We start from the raw sequence: 19449 nt of genomic DNA, 5'->3' as shown, positions 1-19449 counted from the left end.
CAGCCATACTACGCAGCAGAATTTAGTAAAGCAAATCAGCAACATAACCATTCATTTGATAAATAGATCTGCGCTTAACACTCCCAGCCCAGACTTTTTCGTATTGCCTGCCGATACGGCGTTTCGAATTCAGTGGGAACCCTGCGCAGATAATCCTGCGCATGTTGCCGCTTTTCCCCTTCCAGCGTAGCCAGGTAGTCCAGCACTTCTTTCACGCAGGGTACGCGGCCTTCAAGACCATGAATGCGCGGCGGCAGCGCCGTCCAGATCACCGCGTCCAGCTGTTTTTCCCTTGCCCATTCAGCTAATGGACCTGCAGGCGTACTGTTAAACACCATCACGCCGACGCCATCACTACGGGAGACGGGGATTTGCTCGCGTTTACGTAGCGCTGAAACCGCATCATGCAGCGTTTCGGCATTCAGCATCGCCCAGAAAACATGCGTCAGCGGCGCATTCATGCACACCGCGGTGGCCAGTTCGCCGCCATCACCGACGCGGGAAAATTCGATGGGTAGTGCTGGTCCATCTTTGAACCACTCGCTGGCCAGCGGCAATGCCTCTGGCTTCCAGATTAGCGATCCCCAGCCAAGACATGCAATTTTCACGATCCCATCCCTTCTTATTTTTGTCGCTACGCTCAGGTAGTTAAGCTTAGGAGGTGCATGAGAAAGTGCCACTCGGTTACCGCTTCAGCGGCAGCCCCGCCGTTTCCTTCGCGCGCATCACCGTCAGGAAGGTGATCAGCGCCGCGCCCATTACATAGAACGCCGGGGAGAATGGATTACCGGTAGAGGTAATTAACCACACCGAGAACCACGGGGTGATGCCGCCGAAAAAGGCCACGGCAAAGTTATAAGCGATGGAGAGCCCGCCGTAGCGAATGCGGGTCGGGAAGAGTTCGGCCATGGCCGCGCTGCATGCGCCGTCGAAGGCGGCGATAAACGCGCCCAGCATCAGCATTGCCAGCACCGCTGACAGCATATTGCCGTTCGCCATCACCATCATGGCCGGATAGCTGAACAGGATGAAGCCGCCGCAGCCCGCCAGCATCAGCGGCTTACGACCATATTTATCCGACAGCAGCCCCATAAAAGGCACCAGTATGGCGATGCCAAACAGCCCGATAGTGGTGATGGCGTAAGCGTCGAGTTTTGAAAAATGCATCTGCGTGGACAGATAGCTCGGCATAAAGGTCTGCAACGTCCAGTGCCCTACCGCCTTGATCACCACAAAGCCCACGCAAAACAGCAGCGCGCCCCAGGCGGTTTTTACCGCCGTACGCAGCGGCGCGGCCTCTTTTTTACCGAGCTTTGCCATCGCCAGAAATTCCGGCGAGTCTTCAAGATGCTTACGCAGATAAAGCCCAACCCAGCCCAGCGGCCCGGCGATCAAAAACGGGATCCGCCAGCCCCAGTCGTTCATCGCCCCTTCGCCCAGCAGCGCGGTCAGCAGGAACACCAGCCCGGAACCAGCGACAAAGGCCATAAAGCCGAAGTTATCGATCCAGCAGGTAAAGTAGCCGCGCCGGGCATCGGGCGCATATTCCGCCAGAAAGGTGGTGGCACCAGAGCTTTCGCCCCCGGCGGCGAAGCCCTGCACCAGACGGGTGATCACCAGCAGCACAGTGGCGGTAATACCAATCTGATGATAAGTGGGCAGTAACCCCATCACAAAGGTGGCGCCCGAGGTGAGCAAAATCACCGTGGCGAGGATTTTTTGTCTGCCGACGCGATCGCCCAGCGAACCGAAATAGAGCCCGCCCAGCGGACGCATAATGAATCCCGCGCCGAATACCGCAAAAGAAGAAAGCAGCGCCACGGCGGGATCGCCGGCCTGGAAAAACTGCAAACCGATGATCGCCGCGAGCGTCCCGTACAGCCCAAAATCGAACCACTCGACAAAATGGCCCACGCCGGTGGCAAGTAAGACTTTGCGTAATTTTCGTGCCGCCACGCTGGTTTCCCCGGCTGGTGCACGGTCAAGCGACTGCTGAACAGGCTGAGTCATACTCTCTCCTAATCACAGTGTTTCTATAATAGATATACTATCTATACGCTGTGCCGGAGTTTCGCCCACTACAGCCGTTTTAAAATGTGATGCATAACGAACAAAAACGGTGAAAAACCCGTCAGGATCACATTTATTACCGTACTGAATATATAAAGCCCCGCCAGTGCGGGGCCTGTCGTTGCCGGATCAGCGGCGTTTTTTTGGTAACATACGCAGCAGCGTATTATCTTTCCAGAGGTAGTGATGCATCAGCGCCGCCGCGGCGTGCAGGCCAATGACGTAATAGCCGAGAGTCGCCAGGGTGACGTGATAGTCCTTGAGCATATCCACCAGATCGAAATCCGCTTCGGCGGCGTGTGGCATCACCATGCCGAAAGCGATCCAGTTGTTGCCGCGGAACCACATCATCAACAGGCCGATGACCGGCAGCGCGATAAACAGCAGGTAGATCACCAGATGTCCCAGATGCGCCATGCCGGTCAGCATCGCTCTGGGCTTTGGCACAATAGCCGGTGACGGCGTTTTCAGGCGCAGCAGCAAACGCGTCACCATCAGCACCAGAATCGAGATGCCACAGGAAACATGGACGATATTAAAGTAAGGTCGGTAACTGCGCGGCGCGAAGCCGCGAAATTCCATGGCGCAATACGCAGTGACGACCAATAAAAAAACCAGCCAGTGAATGGCAATCTGCCATCCTGAATAGGTGCTGCGCATAAGACTTTCCTGAAATAAAACAGTAAGAAGGCAAACATACCGGGCTTTTTGCAAAAATTCATTAATTTTTCGGTTCTGAATCTGACGTGTAAACCATAAAGGAGACTGGCTTGAAAACCCTCAGTAATGCGTACCTGTTACAACTTATGGAAGAGGCGTCAAGCCGCGCCACGACCTTTTCCGTCTGGCCGCAGGGTGAAGCCCCCGGCGCACAGCAAAGCCCGGTGGCGTTTCGCACCGAAGAGCAGCATACCGGGCCGTCGGCTTTTGACCGTTCCGTTACCGGCGTGCGTGCGCCGACCATTACCGTCTATGCCCCGGATAACCCTAACGGCATCGGTATTCTGGTGACGCCGGGCGGCTCCTATCGCCGCGTGGTGCTGGATAAGGAAGGCAGCGCGCTGGCCCCGTTCTTTAATGCGCGCGGATACACGCTGTTTGTGATGACCTATCGTCTGCCGGGGGACGGCCACGCAGAAGGCGCGAATGCGCCGCTGGCAGACGTGCAACGGGCGATGCGCCTGCTGCGCGCCCGTGCGGCAGAGTGGCATCTGGATGCGGATAAACTCGGCGTGATGGGCTTTTCAGCGGGCGGACATGCCGCCGCCAGCCTTGGCACCCGCTATGACGAAGCGGTGTACGCGCCGGTGGATGACGTCGATGCGTTAAACGCCCGCCCGGCCTTTATGGCGCTGGTCTATCCGGTGATCACCATGCATGCGGATATCGATCATCCCGGCTCGCGTTTTGAGCTGATCGGCGATGCGCCGACGGAGGCGCAAATTACGCACTACTCCCCGGAAGATCGCGTCGGTGTGAATACGCCGCCGACGTTTTTGCTGCATGCGGTGGACGATCCGGCGGTAAAAGTGGAAAACAGCGTGGTGATGTTCAGCGCCCTGCGGCGGCTGGGGATCCCGGTGGAGATGCATCTGTTTGAACAGGGCCAGCACGGCTTTGGCATACGCGATGCGCAGGGACTGCCGGTTGCCGTGTGGCCGGAATTAATGATGGCGTGGATCGCGTCGAAATTCCCCTCATCTGCCGGATGAGGGGCAGCGATCAGCTCTGCAGATACACCATCTGGGTTTGCAGATATTCATTCAGACCGTGGCGTCCGTCGGCGCCGCCAATGCCCGATTTACGCCAGCCCGCGTGGAAACCCTGCATCGCCTCGAAGTTTTCGCGGTTGATGTAGGTTTCGCCAAACTTCAGGCCGCGCACCGCTTTCATTGCCACGTTCAGGTTGGCGGTATAGATCGAAGACGTCAGCCCGTATTCGCTGTCATTGGCCATCGCCAGCGCCTCGTCGAGGGTATCAAAGGACACCACCGGCAACACCGGGCCGAAGGTCTCTTCGTGCATAATGCTCATTTCCTGACGCACGTCCACCAACAGCGTCGGCGGGTAAAAATAGCCGTTGCCCTCCACCGCTTTGCCGCCGAGCACGACGGTGGCGCCCTGCTCAACCGCGCGCGCGACTTTTTCTTCTACGCGGGTCAGCGCCGCGGCGTTGATTAATGGCCCCATTGCGATATCGTTACGCTGCGCCGGATCGCCAAACTGCACCGCTTTCATCGCCTCGCCCAGTCGGCTGACAAAGCGGTCGTAAATGCCTTTTTGCACATAGACGCGCTCGGCGCAGTTACATACCTGCCCGGCGTTGATGATGCGTGAATCGACAATGGCTTTCACCGCCAGCTCCAGATCCGCATCGTCCATCACTATCGCCGGGGCCTTGCCGCCCAGCTCCAGGCACACTTTGGTGATGTTTTTCGCCGCTGCCGCCATGATCTTCTCGCCCGCGCCGACGCTGCCGGTCATGCTGACCATCGCCACTTTCGGGTTGCCCGCCAGCTCCTGTCCCACAGTTTCTCCGCGCCCGAGCACCAGGTTAAAGACGCCGCGCGGCAGACCGATCTCATCGACGATTTTTGCAAAGGCGATGGCGTTGTTTGGCGTGAATTCGCTGGGTTTAATCACAATGGTGTTGCCGGTGATCAGCGCCGGGGCCAGTTTGCGGGCGATAAGGAAGAACGGGAAGTTCCACGGCAGAATACCGGTGGTGACGCCCAGCGCGCGTTTAAAGACGAAAATGTTCTCGCCCGGACGGTCGCTTTGCAGGATCTCCCCTTCGTAGCGCCGCGCCCACTCCGCCATGTAATCAATGTAATCCGCGGTAAAGGCCACTTCGACGTCCGCCAGCTGCTGAATTTTGCCGCCTTCTGCGACGATAAGCTGACTGATTTCGCTGGCGCGCTCGCGGATCCCGGCGGAAATTTTGCGTAACCAGCCCGCACGTTCAATAGCTGGCAGCGCTTCCCAGGCGGGCTGCGCGCGTTCTGCGGCATCAATCGCCTTGCGGGCGTCCTCCGCCGTACCGTCCGGGATGCGCGATAACAGCGCTTCTGTGGACGGGTTGACCACGTCAATCCACGCGTCCCCCTGCCAGGTGACAAACTGTCCATCGATATACATAGGGTGTTGTACGGGTGCTGTCATGACCTGCTCCTGTAATAACATTGTTTTTAACAAGTAAATTCGTTGTTAAAAATCTACAAGTGCAGCGGGCTATTCCCATCTTAATAGGCTGATTTTGTGAGATAACTCATAAAAGCACGGCGGATATGCAACAAATGTATTACATCAACGAGGAGACGAATGCCCGTTTGCGCTGTGAATATCGCAAACGGGCAGCACGTTATCGTAATGCCCGATCGCGCAGGGCGGCGTTCAGGGTGTCATCCGTCTGTAAGGTACGCCAGGCGGTTTCGACGCTGGCGGGAAAATCGACGTGGGCAATAAAGTTGCGCCCCCGCGGGCCGTACCCCTGCTCGTCATCCCGCAGACGCGGAACCTCGCCGAGGATCAGCGACAGATAACGATCTGCCGCCCACAGGCCGTCTTCGCGCGGCGTAAAGCTCAGCCCGCGCTGTCCGTTACGCAACTGCGGCGTCACGCCCGGCCAGCTCAGGAAACGAATGTCCGGCGACTGCTCTGCGCTGACGCGGGCGAAGGTCGCCATGGTGCGCCGCTGCATGGTCGGATCCTGCACCACCAGCACCCTGCGCGCCGTCGGTAGCTTTGCGCGCAGCAATTCGCAGGACAGTCGCGCGTTTTCACCGCAGTTTGTGGACTTATCTTCCGCAAGAATACGTTCAGCGGGAATGCGCCAGAACTGCCGGGCAATATCGCCAATGATGGCCGCCTCTGAACGTCCGGTGGTGCGGATGACGTTATAACGCGGATGGCGGGCGATAGCGGCGTACAAAAACGGCGTGGAATGACCAATACCGCCGCTGATCAACAAGGGCGCTCTGGCGCGGGCGGCGAGCTGGCAGGCCGCGTCTATGGTCGGGATCACGGCGTTCCCTGCCAGAATAATAGCGTCGGCCTGCACCGGATGCGGCTTGCCGGCAAAATCATTTTGCGCCAGCCACTGCCCGAGCGTATTGACCGCCGCCAGCGTGGTTTCCGGCAAAGTGGGAAAGCGGGTAATGATCATGCAAATCTCCTTTTACGTACCATCCTGTAGAGTACGATCGCTCACAGATTTAAATAGCGGATCTCTCCTAATCCTTAGGTAACTTACCGAATTTTATCGCAATATTTTCATCAGATGTTTATACCTTTAACGGTTTCAAATTCTGTCATGCTGTTGCCAGTTGTATGTGACAACGTCACGTAAAATATTCACTATAAATATTGAATTACCTTAATTAATTGACTTGAATTATCATTCGCGGGCACTATAAAATCCTTAGCCGCCTAATTATTCATTGTCGTTATCTGGAATCCCAATGCGTTTGCCCAAAAGCGATCCGTACCAGCCAAGAGAGTGGGCACCGCATGAAAAGCCCATGCTTTTAGGGTCGCCATCGACCCCCTTTCACAGCACGCCCAGGCGCATCGCCTATGGCATTGTCGGGCTACTGGTGTGCCTGACCGGCGCGCTTGGCAACGCCATGGTTACCGCCAACCTGCAAAATTTGCAGGGCTCGTTTGCCGCCTGGTCTAACGAAATCGCCTGGCTGCCCACAGTTTATGTGATGACCAACGTCTCCATTAACCTGCTGCTGGTTAAATTCCGTCAGCAGTTCGGCCTGCGCGCTTTTACCGAGGGTTGTCTGGTGCTGTACGTGCTGGTGACCTTTTTTCACCTGTTCGTCAACGATCTCAACTCTGCCCTGATGGTGCGCGCCGCGCACGGTATGGTGGCGGCGGCCTTGAGTTCGTTGGGCATTTATTATCAGATTCAGGCCTGGCCCGCGAAACATCGGTTAAAAGCGCTCACTATCGGCATTACCGGTTCGTCGCTGGCGATCCCCATTGCCCGCCTGTTCTCCACTGAACTTTTGCAAATCGACGAATGGCGCGGCCTTTACCTGTTTGAACTGGGGCTGGCGCTGATATCCCTCGCGGCGGTGATCCTCCTTAAGCTGCCGCCCGGCGATCGCAAAAAGGTGTTTGAGAAAAAAGATTTCATCACCTTTATGCTGTTTGCCCCCGGTATGGCGCTGCTGTGCGCGGTGCTGTCGCTGGGGAGAATTGACTGGTGGTTTGAAGCGCCGTGGATCGGCTGGGCGCTGGCCGGCTCGCTGGTGCTGATCGTCAGCGCCATTGTCTTTGAGCACAACCGCAGCAACCCGCTGCTGAATACCCGCTGGTTATCCAGCGGCAGTATTGTGCGCCTCGGGCTGATTATGGTGCTCATTCGTATTGTGCTGGCGGAACAGAACACCGGCGCGATCGGCTGGCTGCAATATGTCGGGTTGCAAAATGAACAAATGACGCACCTGGCGTGGTCTATTCTTGCCGGGATTGTCTGCGGCATCGTCACCAGTTGCCTGACCATCAAACCGCAACGGCTGGCCTGGCCGATTGTCACCTCGCTGGTGTTGATGATCATCGCTGCTCTGCTCGACAGTCAGTCAAACAGCCTGACACGCCCGGACCAGTTACTGGTCAGCCAGTTTCTGCTCGGCTTTGGCAGCGCCTTTTTCCTCGCCCCTGCCATGCTTGCCGCCATCGGCGGCGTGGTGGCGGAACCGCGCAACCTGGTGAGTTTTTCCGTACTCTTCGGGATCAGCCAGAACCTCGGCGGCCTGCTCGGTTCGGCGATCCTCGGCACCTTTCAGGTGTGGCGGGAAAAATATCACTCCAGTGTGCTCGCCGAACAGCTCACCACGCTTAATCCGCTGGTGAACGATCGGATCCAGCTCTACAGTCAGATGTACCGCAGCCAGATTGGCGACAGCACCCTGCTGAACGTGCAGGCGATCAATCAGTTGCAGACCGCCAGCGCGTTACAGGCGAACATCCTGGCCTATAACGATACCTATCTGCTCACGGCGACCATCGCGGTCTGCACCCTGCTGTGGATCCTGTGGCGATTACTGCGACTGCGCATTACGGCTCATCTGGCCCTGAAGCGGGCCATGCAGCAAAAAGTATAAGAATAGCGGAACAACGAAATGAAACAGAAATTACGACAGGAGTGGTTATGAGTCAGCAGGACGCCGCCAAAGAGCAGGCGAATACGCGCAGCAATTTGCGCGTGGTTTCCATTTTTGCCGCTGCGGCGATTGGTATCGTGGGCGCGCTGGTGATCCTCTACGCCTGGCAACTGCCCCCTTTCACCCGTCACACCCAGTTTACGGATAACGCCTACGTGCGCGGCCAGACCACCTTTATCAGCCCTCAGGTCAACGGCTATATCACGGATGTCAAAGTCCAGGATTTCGCCATGGTGAAACGTGGCGATCTGCTGATGCAGATCGATGACCGCATCTATACCCAGCGCGTACACCAGGCGCAGGCGCAACTGGCGATGAAAATCGCCGCGCTGAACAATAATCTGCAACAGCGTAAAAGCGCCGAAGCGGTGATCAAACGTAACGAGGCCGCGCTGCAAAACGCCCGCGCCCAAAGCCTGAAAAGCCAGGCGGATCTGAAGCGCGTGAAAGAACTGGCATCCGACGGTTCGCTGTCGGTGCGTGAGCGTGATGCCGCCCTTGCCAGCGCCGCGCAGGGCAGCGCCGATATCGATCAGGCCCGCGCCACCCTTGAGATGTCGCGTCAGGATCTGCAAACGGTGATCGTCAATCGCGCCTCGCTGGAAGCGGATGTGGAAAACGCCCGCGCCGCGCTTGAGCTGGCACAAATCGACCTGCAAAACACACGCATTGTCGCACCGCGCGACGGACAGCTGGGACAAATCGCAGTGCGTCTGGGGGCCTACGTCACTGCCGGGACGCACCTCACCTCGCTGGTGCCGCCGCAACACTGGATTATCGCCAACGTGAAAGAGACGCAGTTGGCGACGATCCGTCTCGGCCAGCCGGTGCATATCACCGTTGACGCCCTTAACGACGAGGCCTTCAGCGGGCGGGTGCAGAGCATTTCCCCGGCTACCGGCGTTGAATTCAGCGCCGTCACCCCGGATAACGCCACTGGCAACTTTGTGAAGATCGCCCAGCGTATTCCGGTGCGCATCGAGATCGACGGTAAACCTGAACAGTTACAGCGCCTGCGTCCGGGGATGTCGGTGCAGGTGAATATTGATACCCGGGAGGCAGAATAATGACCTTCCGTCCTGTCTGGCTGGCGCTGACCTTAGCGCTGGCGGGCTGTCAGTCTGTTGACGTCGCTCCTGCCCGTCCTTCATTAACCATTCCCGCGGAATGGCGCACCGCCGTGGGACCGCAAAGTCCGGTGGAAGGCGTCTGGTGGCGTAATTTCCATGACAGTCAAATGAACCGTTATGTGGAACAGGCGCTGCGCCAGAACAACGATATTCTGATCGCCCGCGAGCGGATCAATGAATATCAGGCGCGCATTTATGCCGCAGAAGGCGATCTGTTCCCGACGCTGGATGCTAACCTTGGCGGCACGCGGGCGCGCTCCCAGTCTGCCGCCACCGGGCAGCCGGTGCACAGTACGCTGTATAAAGGCGGACTGACGGCGAATTACGACGTGGATCTGTGGGGGGCGAACCGCAGCGCCACGCAAGCGGCGCGGGCGTCGCTGGCGGCGCAGAAAGCCGCGGCGGCGGCGGCCGATCTGACCGTCGCGTCGCAGGTGGCCTCCGGCTATATCACGCTGCTGTCGCTGGATGAACAGCTGCGCGTGACGCAGTCGACGCTGGCGGCGCGGGAAGAAGCTTATAACCTCGCTAAACGGCAGTTTGAAACGGGCTACAGCTCGCGGCTGGAGCTGATGCAGTCGGATTCAGAACGACGCGCCACCCGTGCGCAGATCCCGCAGTTGCAGCACCAGATCAGTGAGCAGGAAAACGCCCTCAGCCTGCTGGCTGGCGGCAATCCCGGCCCGGTGCCGCGCGGAGCCTTTGACCGGTTAACGCCGTTGCCGGTGCCTGCGCAGTTGCCCTCCACGCTGTTAAATCGTCGCCCGGATATTGTGCAGGCGCAGCAGGCGCTGATCGCCGCGGATGCTTCGCTGGCGGCGTCACAGGCCCGGCTGTTGCCGTCGATCAGTCTGACGGCGGGCGGCACCTGGCAGGCGGATACCCTGCCGGGATTGCTGGATAATCCGCTGCGCTTGTGGAGCGTCGGCGGCAGTATTCTTGCGCCGCTGCTTAACCGTCAGGCGCTGAATGCGCAGGTGGATGTGTCGATGTCCCAGCGCAATCAGGCGCTGTACAGCTATGAAAATACGGTGCGCAATGCGTTCAAAGAGGTGAACGACAGCCTGGATGCTATTGCGCGCTTGCAGGAACAGTTAGACGAGTTGCAGGAGCAGGCGACGGTGGCGGAAGAGGCGCTGCGGATCGCCCATAACCGTTACCGTAATGGCTATGCTTCCTATCTGGATGAGCTGGATGCGCAACGCACGCTGTACTCGGCGCAGACCAGCGTGGTGCAGGTGAAGAATAATTTGCTGCTGGCGCAGGTGGATTTGTACCGGGCGCTTGGCGGCGGGTGGACCGGAGTGCAGTGAGGGTTTTGCCCTGGGTAGCGTGAACTGCCCGGTGGCGCTGCGCTTACCGGGCCTACAATGATATGAATGCGGCTTTTGTAGGCCGGGCAAGACGCAGACGCCGCCCGGCGAGGCATTACGGCTGGATCTGCTCCATCGCCTGCAAAATACGCTTATCGGAAATCGGGTACGGCGTGCCGAGCTGCTGGGCGAAATAACTGACGCGCAGTTCTTCGATCATCCAGCGGATCTCTTTCACATCGTCATCCTCACGGCGGGCGGGCGGCAGCTTGTTCAGCCACTGCTGCCAGGCCTGCTGTACGCTCTCCACTTTCAGCATCTGCGCGCGATCCCGGTGCGGATCGACCGCCAGCTTCTCCAGCCGTTTTTCAATGGCATTCAGATAACGCAGCGTGTCCCCCAGACGTTTAAAACCGTTGCTGGTGACAAAACCGCGATACACCAGATTGTTCATCTGCGCTTTGATGTCCGACAGCCCCAGCGCCATGGTCATATCCACCCGCCCTTTCAGGCGCTTGTTGATATTGAACACGGCGGTCAGGATCTGTTCCACCTGCTTCGCAATCTCCACCACGGTGTCGTTAAGTTCAGCGCGCACTTTTTCGTGCAGCTGCGCATAACCCTCTTCCGTCCACACCGGGCCGCCCGCCTCATGGATCAGCTTATCGACGCCGCAGGAAATACAGTCATCAATCAGATCCAGCACTTTGCCGTACGGGTTAAAGTACAGGCCCAGCTTGGCTTTGTTGGGCAGCTTCTCATGCAGATATTTGATCGGCGACGGAATATTGAGCAGTAACAGACGGCGCAGACCGCGCCACATCTGCTGTTGCTGCTCCAGCGGATTATCGAACAGTTTGATCGCCACGCTGTCGCGCTCATCCACCAGCGCAGGCCACGCCTTCACTTTGTAGTTGCCGCGTTTTTGCTCGTAGCTTTCCGGCAGCTGACCAAAACTCCAGATATGCAGCCCGCTCTGCTCGATACCGTCGTCGGCCACCGCCGACAGGGTTTCCTGTACTTTGCCCTTCAGCGCCTCTTTCAGCGCCGTCAGGTTGCGGCCTTCCTGGAGTTTCTTATTTTTATCATCCACCACGCGGAAGCTGATCTTCAGGTGATCCGGCACCTGATCCCACTGCCAGGCGTCGCGATCAACGGTCACGCCGGTCATGCGGCGCAGCTCGCGCTCCAGCGCATCCAGCAGCGGCAGCTCCAGCGGCGTCACACGCCCCAAAAAGGCTTCGGCATAGTTCGGCGCAGGCACAAAGTTGCGGCGTACCGGCTTCGGCAGGGATTTGATCAGCGCGATAATCAGCTCGCGGCGCAGTCCCGGGATCTGCCACTCAAAACCGCTGTCTTCCACCTGGTTTAACAGCGGCAGCGGAATGTGCACCGTCACGCCATCGGCATCAGCGCCTGGCTCAAACTGATAGCTCAGGCGCAGTTTCAGGTTGCCCTGATGCCAGAAGTTTGGATAGTCGAGCTTACTGACTTTTTCCGCGCCCTCTTTGATCAGCATGTTCTTTTCAAAGTTCAGCAGATCCGGCGTTTCGCGGCTGGCTTTCTTCCACCAGCTGTCAAAATGGCGTGCGGAGATCACCTCATGGCTGATGCGCTGATCGTAAAACTCAAACAGGGTTTCATCATCCACCAGAATGTCGCGGCGGCGCGATTTATGCTCCAGCTCTTCGATTTCCGCGCGCAGCTTCAGATTGTCGCGGAAAAACGCGTGGCGCGTCTGCCAGTCGCCTTCCACCAGCGCATGACGGATAAACAGCTCGCGGCTCAACGCCGGGTCAATCTGGCTGTAGTTCACCTTGCGCGCGCTGACGATGGGCAGCCCATAAAGCGTGACTTTTTCCGTCGCCATTACCGCGCCCTGCGCCCGCTCCCAGTGCGGTTCGCTGTAGGAGCGTTTGATCAGATGCTGCGCCACCGGTTCGACCCATTCCGGATCGATACGCGCGGCGATGCGTCCCCACAGGCGGCTGGTTTCCACCAGTTCCGCCACCATCGTCCACTTCGGCGGCTTTTTGAATAAACCGGAACCGGGGAAGATGGCGAAACGGGCGTTACGTGCGCCGGTAAATTCCTGCTTATCGGCGTCTTTCATGCCGATATGCGATAACAACCCGGTCAGCATGGCGATATGAATTTCGCGGTATTCCGCCGGTTCGCTGTTCACCGGAATGCCCAGCTCTTTCACCACCTGGCGCAGCTGGGTGTAAATATCCTGCCATTCCCGTACCCGCAGATAGTTAAGGAACTCGGTGCGGCACAGGCGGCGGAAACTGTTCGAGGACAGCGCTTTTTGCTGCTCGCCGAGGTAGTTCCACAGATTCACAAAGGCGAGGAAATCGGACTCTTTGTCGTGGAAACGGCGGTGTTTTTCATCCGACGCCTGCTGCCTGTCCATCGGACGTTCGCGCGGATCCTGAATCGACAGGGCCGAGGTGATGATCATCGCTTCCCGCACGCAGCCGAGCTTTTGCGCTTCCAGCACCATGCGCGCCAGACGCGGATCCACCGGCAGCTGCGAAAGCTGGCGGCCCTGCGGCGTCAGCTTATACGCCGTTTGCTGCTCATCGGTGGTGATCGCCCCCAGCTCTTCCAGCAGGCGCACACCGTCCTGAATGTTGCGTTTGTCCGGCGCTTCCACAAACGGGAACGCAGCGATGTCCCCCAGCCCCAGCGCGGTCATTTGCAGGATGACTGACGCGAGGTTGGTACGCAAAATTTCGGGATCGGTAAATTCCGGGCGCGACAGGAAATCATCTTCCGAATAAAGACGAATACAAATACCTTCCGAAACGCGTCCGCAGCGGCCTTTACGCTGGTTCGCCGACGCCTGCGAGATCGGTTCAATCGGCAGGCGCTGTACTTTGGTACGGAAGCTGTAGCGGCTGATACGCGCCGTGCCGGGATCGATGACATACTTGATGCCCGGCACGGTAAGCGAGGTTTCTGCCACGTTGGTCGCCAGCACGATGCGTCGCCCGCTGTGAGACTGGAACACGCGGTTTTGTTCGCTGTTCGACAGTCGTGCATACAGCGGCAGCACTTCAGTGTGCGGCAGATTGAGCTTGTTGAGCGCATCGGCGGTGTCGCGGATCTCCCGCTCACCGCTCATAAAAATCAGGATGTCGCCGGCGCTTTCACGGCCCAGCTCGTCCACGGCGTCGAAAATTGCCTGAAGCTGATCGCGCTCGGTATCGTCCGCCTCTTCCACAATCGGGCGATAGCGCACTTCCACCGGAAAGGTGCGGCCCGAGACTTCAATGATCGGCGCATTATCAAAGTGGCGGGAAAAACGTTCTGGATCGATAGTCGCCGAGGTGATGATGACTTTCAGATCCGGGCGTTTTGGCAGCAGCTCTTTGAAATAGCCAAGCAGAAAATCGATGTTCAGGCTGCGCTCGTGCGCTTCATCGATGATGATGGTGTCGTACTGCATCAACAGGCGGTCCTGCTGGATCTCCGCCAGCAGGATACCGTCGGTCATCAGCTTGACCATGGTGTTGTCGCTGACGTGATCGCTGAAACGCACTTTATAACCAATGCAGCCGCCCGGCTCGCTTTTCAGTTCCTCGGCGATACGGCTGGCCACGGTCCGCGCCGCCAGTCGGCGTGGCTGCGTGTGGCCGATAAGTCCGGTCACGCCGCGCCCCAGCTCCATGCAGATTTTCGGCAGCTGGGTGGTTTTACCGGAGCCGGTCTCCCCGGCGACAATCACCACCTGGTGATCGCGGATGGCTTCCAGAATGTCCTGCTTCTTCTGGCTGACCGGCAGATTATCCGGATAGGTGATGTCAGGGCGCGCGGCCATGCGCTGGCGCACTTTGCCGGCAGCCTGTTCAATTTCCTGCGCCATGGTCTGGTAAATGGCCTGTTGCGCCTCTGGATTTTTAACCTTTCTCGCCCCGTGCAGACGGCGCGCGAAGCGTTGTCTGTCGCGCAGCATTAAGGTTTCAAGCTGCTGGTTAAGGGCGGAGAAAGTAAAATTTTGTTGTTCTGTCATAAGGTTATCGGGCAGCACACTGCCGGTAAAATGTCTCTGTTTCGTTTACTGTAGATTATCACATCGCCGCTTTCTTTGGCTTATTCAAAAAATTCGAACATTGGTATCGATATATTGCGCTATTCATGGCGGCGGATAATGAATAGAGTGACGGTAATTATTGAGGCTATACCTCAACATACATGCATAAAAGGAATCACCCATGAGTAAAGTATTAGTGCTTAAATCCAGTATTCTGGCAGGGTACTCTCAGTCTGGTCAGCTTTCCGACTATTTTGTTGAACAGTGGAGCGAAAAGCACCCTGCTGATGAAATTACCGTACGCGATCTGGCGGCTAACCCGGTTCCGGTTCTCGATGGCGAGCTGGTTGGCGCGCTGCGTCCGTCCGATGCCCCGCTGACGCCGCGTCAGCAGGAAGCCCTGAAGCTGTCCGATGAACTTATTGCTGAACTGCAGGCCCATGACGTTATCGTCATCAACGCCCCGATGTACAACTTTAACATCCCGACGCAGCTGAAAAACTACTTTGACCTGATTGCCCGTGCTGGCGTGACCTTCCGTTACACCGAGAAAGGGCCGGAAGGTCTGGTGACCGGTAAACGTGCGGTGGTGGTGTCCAGCCGTGGCGGCATCCATAAAGATACCCCGACTGACCTGATCGCCCCGTATCTGAAAGTGTTCCTGGGCTTTATCGGTATCACCGATGTGAACTTCGTGTTTGCAGAAGGCATTGCTTACGGTCCGGAAGTGGCGACCAAAGCGCAGTCCGACGCGAAAGCGGCCATCGACAGCGTTGTGACAGCGTAACGTTTTTGCTGATTTGTGCCCAGCGGTGCTTCGCTTGCGCGGGCCTACACTTTACGAAGCCAGGTTTTTGTAGGCCCGGTAAGCGCCAGCGCCACCGGGCAAAAACGCCTTACTCGCCGATACTTTCCAGCGTAGCCAGCACCTCTTCTGATAATTCCAGTTCTGCCGCCGCCATATTTTCACGCAGATGCGTGACCGACGACGTTCCGGGAATCAACAGGATATTCGGCGAACGGCGCAGCAGCCAGGCCAGCGCCACCTGCATTGGTGTGGCATTCAGGCTCGCCGCCACCTCTGACAGCGTGGATGACTGCAACGGCGTAAAGCCGCCCAGCGGGAAGAACGGTACGTAGGCGATACCGTCGCGGGCCAGCGCGTCGATCAGCGCGTCATCTTCACGATGGGCAATGTTGTAGAGATTCTGCACACAGACCACGTCCACCATTGCACGCGCTTCGGCGACCTGGGTCGGGGTCACATTGCTCAGACCAATATGTTTCACCAGCCCCTGCTTTTGCAGATCCGCCAGCACCTGCACATGTTCCGCCAGCGAACCTTCCGCCGGGCCGTGTCCGTCGCCGAGCATCGAACGCAGGTTAACCACGTCCAGCGCTTCAACGCCCAGATTACGCAGGTTATCGTGTACCGCCTGTTTCAGCTCATCCGCAGAAAACGCCGGTAGCCAGGCTGCCGTTTCATCGCGGCGTGCGCCGATTTTGGTGACGATCACCAGATCGTCCGGATAAGGATGCAGCGCCTCGCGGATAATACGGTTTGTAATGTGCGGGCCATAAAAATCGCTGGTATCAATATGATTCACGCCAAGCGCAATGGCTTCGCGCAGTACCGCCAGCGCCGCGTCATGATCTTTCGGCGGGCCGTAGACGCCGGGGCCGGCAAGCTGCATCGCGCCGTAGCCCAGACGGTTGACGGTCATTCCGCCGAAGGTAAAGGTGTTTGCTGTGGTGTGCGTCATCATGATCCTTCCTGCATGGGTTATAGTAAATCGCTGCGCGTCTTCAGCAACGTTTCGACGTCTTTATCCGCTTTAATATGAATATCGTGGTCAATCTTGACGTTCATATTGATGGTGATCGGCGTGGACGGGGCCGCCACTTCGATTCGCGGCGTGCATCCGCTAAGCATCAGGGGCGCACACAGGGCGATTAACGGGAGTTTCATTGTCTTACCTCACATTCCTTGCCAGCCGCGCAGCGGTTATCCGGCACTGCCGCATGTTGCTCAAGCCATGACTGCAAATTATCGCCGTAACGTAAACTGCGCCACAGCATGAAGACATTTTCTTCGTGGTGATAGTTCAGGTTCACCGCATTGCTTTTTCCATCCACGTAGCTGATGCCTTTCAGGGCGGCGCGCAGTGTCATCTTGCCATGATTATCCAGATCGATATGCGTCCAGGATTGCGAAATTTCCATATAGCGTAGCCAGCTGATGGCCGCCCCGGCCGCCATATTATCCTTCACCAGCGCGTCGGCGGTGTCTTTATCAAGGCGCAGCGTCAGCGCGCCCGGATTGCTTAACCAGCCATCTTTCACGATCCATTGATCGTTATTCAGCCACAGCGGCAGCGCGCCGTTGAGCGCGCCGGACATGGCGAACTGTTTGGTATTCACAGCGCTGATAATTTCGCTGGCGGAAATATGCTCCAGCCGCAGCAGCGCGGCGTCGTGCTGCGGCATACGCAGCTGGCGGAGGGTGATTTTCCCGCCGAGCATATCCACGCTGACGTCACTCAGACGCAGCGGGTTATCTTCGCTCCACGGGTACGCGCCCTGCAAATCCGCAGTGAATTTTTTCGCCGTCACCTGGTTGATGATTTCGCCAATGCGCAGCCGGACCGGCCCGCGCGTCCCCAGTTGCCAGGTCCCCTCGCTGAAACGGAACGGCAGCACAAAATCGACGCCTTTTAGTTCGTTATCCGGCATCCAGGCGCTGCCGCCTTTCAGCACACCGTGCCCCCCGGCTTCGAACCCCTGATCCGCAGCGGCAGAAAAGGCGATCTGCGCGTACATTTCGCCATCGCGCAGGGCCATTTTCCAGTCCGGCGGTACCAGCGGCTGAAAGACTTTCAACGCTTGGCGCGGCCACCACGCCTGCCCGCGCAGCCGTTCGCCGTCCCAGCGCCCGTTAACCCGTACCGGGCCAATCTCCTGCGCGTGGAGATCGCCTTTAAACTGAAAGACCGTCGGCTCGCGTCCGCTGACGCTGAATTTCAGCGTTGAGGGCGGTAACACGCTGCCGCCGCTGAAGGTGGTCTGCGCGGCGTCGAGGGACAGCGCGCCGCTGAACTGCGGATGCTGTTCATCACGCTGCCAGCGTATGGGCGCGTCCAGTACCAGTCGGGGTTTATCCATATGCATGGTGCCGTACTGCAACTGGTCGAAGCCGGTGGACAGATCGGTCAGCAGGATCAGGCTATCGCGCCACTCCCCTTTCCCGGCGACATCCCAGCGCGCCTGCATCGGCGTGAAGCGGCCATCACCCCAGTAACGCCACTGCCAGAGACCATGATCCGGCAGGAAGTCGTCAGCTTTACCGTCGAGATGCAGGGTAAAATCGCCCATCTGATTTTCATGGGCACGCAGGATGGCCTGTAAGCGTCCATCGATGCCGCGCCCGGTGACTTTTACCCCCGCCAGCGGCCAGCGCACTTCGTCAATATTCAGGGAATCAATAATGGTGCCGCGGGAGCGCAACAGCGCGCCGGGGCTGAACGCCAGCAGCGGATCGGTGAGGCTGCCGCTCAGATGGGCCGGTAACACGGCGTACAAAATCAAATCGTTCTGCTTGGCTTCGCCGGTCAGTTGCAGGGGGAGATCGCTGTTTTCCAGGCTCAGCCGCCCCGGCCCGATATTCAGTACGGCGTTGCCTTTGCCCGCATCGCCCTGGGTCAGCACGTTCATCCGGCCGCTAACTTCTGCGCCTTCCAGCCCCGCCTGCCAGTTTTTGATGCGTATGCCGACGCGCCCGCTTAACGGCATACCCTGATAAGGCCAGTTCCAGCGCCCGTCGCTGATGGTGAGCTGCTGCTGCGTCACTTGCCAGGGAAGATCAAGCAGCGGATCGGCGGCATCCCGCGCCATGACGATCAGCTGACCTTCGTTATCGCGCCACTCGATTTCCGCATCCACAGGATCGGCGCTTTGCGGCAGGTGCAGCGTGGCGGCGGCATGACCGTTAACCGGCAGACCGTCCGGCACCAGCGGCAGGGTGAACTCCCCTGCCAGGCTCAGCGGCGGCTGGTTTTCCGCGAGTTTGACCGCGAATTTTTCCACCGTCAGCGCCTGTCCGGAAAGCTGCGCCTGCACGGTGACGCGCTCGCCCTCATAACTTAGCTGCTGGCGCGCTGGCGTCAGCGCAAGGGCGATTTTCCCTTCCCACTGCTGCCAGGGGGTGACCGTCAGTTTATCGATATTAACCCAGGTATAAGGCAGCATGGACTGCCACTGCGCCAGGGTGCGCGGCGCGGCGGGCGATGCCGTCGTCTGCGGGAGTTTTTTCAGACAGGCGGCGTTGAGCACCAGCGAGTCGACATTCAGTTGCCAGCGGCTCGGGTGCGTCAGTTCGGCATGCGTGAGTTTCGCCAGCGGGCAGTCGTCCACCAGGTAAAGCAAATCAGGGATTTTCAGACCATGACGCGTCAGACGGGGGCTGTCTTCAAAGGCGATGCGTGTCCCCACCGGCAGCCAGATCCCGGCCAGCCCCGGCACCCACTGCGCCAGCGTCATTAGCAGCGTAAGCGGCAAAAGTATGAACAGTAAGAGCAGCGCGAGCGCGACTTTATATTTACCCTTCATGGGCAGTTAATATCCTGATTTGGCATCAATTTTCTGTCTGTCCGTGGCGTTATTGTGGCATGCTTACATATATTGGTGAAGTGAATGCCTCTGATAAGAGTAGATGTTCTAGAATT

14 protein-coding genes are annotated in these 19449 nt (G+C 58.2%); 5 read left to right on the top strand and 9 right to left on the bottom strand.

What is annotated here, in order from left to right:
* Nucleotides 1-74: 74 nt before the first annotated feature.
* From ACQUTD_RS13755 to cybB, 3 genes are all read right to left on the bottom strand, one after another.
* The gene (locus ACQUTD_RS13755) at nucleotides 75-608 is read right to left on the bottom strand and encodes a hypothetical protein (protein WP_473275907.1); all 534 of its coding nucleotides are present in this window, start codon (nucleotides 606-608) and stop codon (nucleotides 75-77) included.
* A 76-nt stretch (nucleotides 609-684) separates the two neighbouring features.
* The gene (locus ACQUTD_RS13750) at nucleotides 685-2010 is read right to left on the bottom strand and encodes an MFS transporter (protein ID WP_072568558.1); all 1326 of its coding nucleotides are present in this window, start codon (nucleotides 2008-2010) and stop codon (nucleotides 685-687) included.
* A 189-nt stretch (nucleotides 2011-2199) separates the two neighbouring features.
* Nucleotides 2200-2730 carry a cytochrome b561 gene (cybB, locus tag ACQUTD_RS13745; RefSeq protein ID WP_473275911.1) on the bottom strand — a complete coding sequence of 177 codons (531 nt, stop codon included), beginning with the start codon at nucleotides 2728-2730 and terminating at the stop codon, nucleotides 2200-2202.
* 146 nt (nucleotides 2731-2876) lie between these two features.
* On the opposite strand from cybB, the gene ACQUTD_RS13740 reads away from it, so the two are divergent.
* The gene (locus ACQUTD_RS13740; protein ID WP_473276130.1) at nucleotides 2877-3782 is read left to right on the top strand and encodes a prolyl oligopeptidase family serine peptidase; all 906 of its coding nucleotides are present in this window, start codon (nucleotides 2877-2879) and stop codon (nucleotides 3780-3782) included.
* A gap of 10 nt (nucleotides 3783-3792) precedes the next feature.
* Here ACQUTD_RS13740 and aldA read toward each other — a convergent pair whose 3' ends face one another.
* Together aldA and ACQUTD_RS13730 are read right to left on the bottom strand one after the other, a co-directional pair.
* Complete coding sequence (aldA, locus tag ACQUTD_RS13735; protein ID WP_473275914.1) at nucleotides 3793-5232, bottom strand: aldehyde dehydrogenase; 1440 nt, start codon at nucleotides 5230-5232, stop codon at nucleotides 3793-3795.
* Between the two features lie 199 nt (nucleotides 5233-5431).
* Nucleotides 5432-6235, bottom strand: coding sequence for a YdcF family protein (locus ACQUTD_RS13730; RefSeq protein ID WP_072568562.1), 804 nt, complete (start codon nucleotides 6233-6235; stop codon nucleotides 5432-5434).
* Between the two features lie 295 nt (nucleotides 6236-6530).
* Here ACQUTD_RS13730 and ACQUTD_RS13725 point away from each other — a divergent pair, with 295 nt between their 5' ends.
* Genes ACQUTD_RS13725 through ACQUTD_RS13715 form a run of 3 tightly spaced genes read left to right on the top strand, consistent with a single transcriptional unit; the run spans nucleotide 6531 to nucleotide 10689 of the window.
* Complete coding sequence (locus ACQUTD_RS13725; RefSeq protein WP_473275917.1) at nucleotides 6531-8186, top strand: MFS transporter; 1656 nt, start codon at nucleotides 6531-6533, stop codon at nucleotides 8184-8186.
* A gap of 47 nt (nucleotides 8187-8233) precedes the next feature.
* A complete protein-coding gene (locus tag ACQUTD_RS13720) occupies nucleotides 8234-9313 on the top strand; it encodes an HlyD family secretion protein (RefSeq protein WP_473275918.1) in 1080 nt (359 codons plus the stop codon).
* Nucleotides 9313-10689: an efflux transporter outer membrane subunit gene (locus ACQUTD_RS13715; RefSeq protein ID WP_473275921.1), complete on the top strand. Its 1377-nt coding sequence runs from the start codon at nucleotides 9313-9315 to the stop codon at nucleotides 10687-10689. The genes ACQUTD_RS13720 and ACQUTD_RS13715 overlap by 1 nt, the downstream gene beginning before the upstream one ends.
* Nucleotides 10690-10804: 115 nt before the next feature.
* Here the strand turns inward: ACQUTD_RS13715 and hrpA are convergent, their stop codons facing one another.
* Nucleotides 10805-14707 (bottom strand): ATP-dependent RNA helicase HrpA, encoded by a 3903-nt coding sequence (gene hrpA / locus ACQUTD_RS13710; RefSeq protein WP_473275923.1) that lies wholly within the window; start codon nucleotides 14705-14707, stop codon nucleotides 10805-10807.
* A gap of 202 nt (nucleotides 14708-14909) precedes the next feature.
* On the opposite strand from hrpA, the gene azoR reads away from it, so the two are divergent.
* A complete protein-coding gene (gene azoR / locus ACQUTD_RS13705) occupies nucleotides 14910-15515 on the top strand; it encodes an FMN-dependent NADH-azoreductase (protein ID WP_072568567.1) in 606 nt (201 codons plus the stop codon).
* 109 nt (nucleotides 15516-15624) lie between these two features.
* Here azoR and ACQUTD_RS13700 read toward each other — a convergent pair whose 3' ends face one another.
* The 3 genes from ACQUTD_RS13700 to ACQUTD_RS13690 are packed head-to-tail and all read right to left on the bottom strand — an operon-like array spanning nucleotide 15625 to nucleotide 19333.
* Entirely contained in the window at nucleotides 15625-16491 is an 867-nt protein-coding gene (locus ACQUTD_RS13700; RefSeq protein ID WP_473276133.1) for an oxidoreductase, read from the bottom strand.
* A 20-nt stretch (nucleotides 16492-16511) separates the two neighbouring features.
* A complete protein-coding gene (locus ACQUTD_RS13695; protein ID WP_473275925.1) occupies nucleotides 16512-16697 on the bottom strand; it encodes a YnbE family lipoprotein in 186 nt (61 codons plus the stop codon).
* Nucleotides 16694-19333 (bottom strand): YdbH family protein, encoded by a 2640-nt coding sequence (locus ACQUTD_RS13690; RefSeq protein ID WP_473275927.1) that lies wholly within the window; start codon nucleotides 19331-19333, stop codon nucleotides 16694-16696. Before ACQUTD_RS13690 ends, ACQUTD_RS13695 begins: the two co-directional genes overlap by 4 nt.
* Between the last annotated feature and the right edge of the window lie 116 nt (nucleotides 19334-19449).

It is taken from the genome of Enterobacter sp. K510, assembly GCF_055804875.1.
Note: the sequence above shows the minus strand (reverse complement) of the source record. Positions and strands in the feature narration are given on the sequence as shown.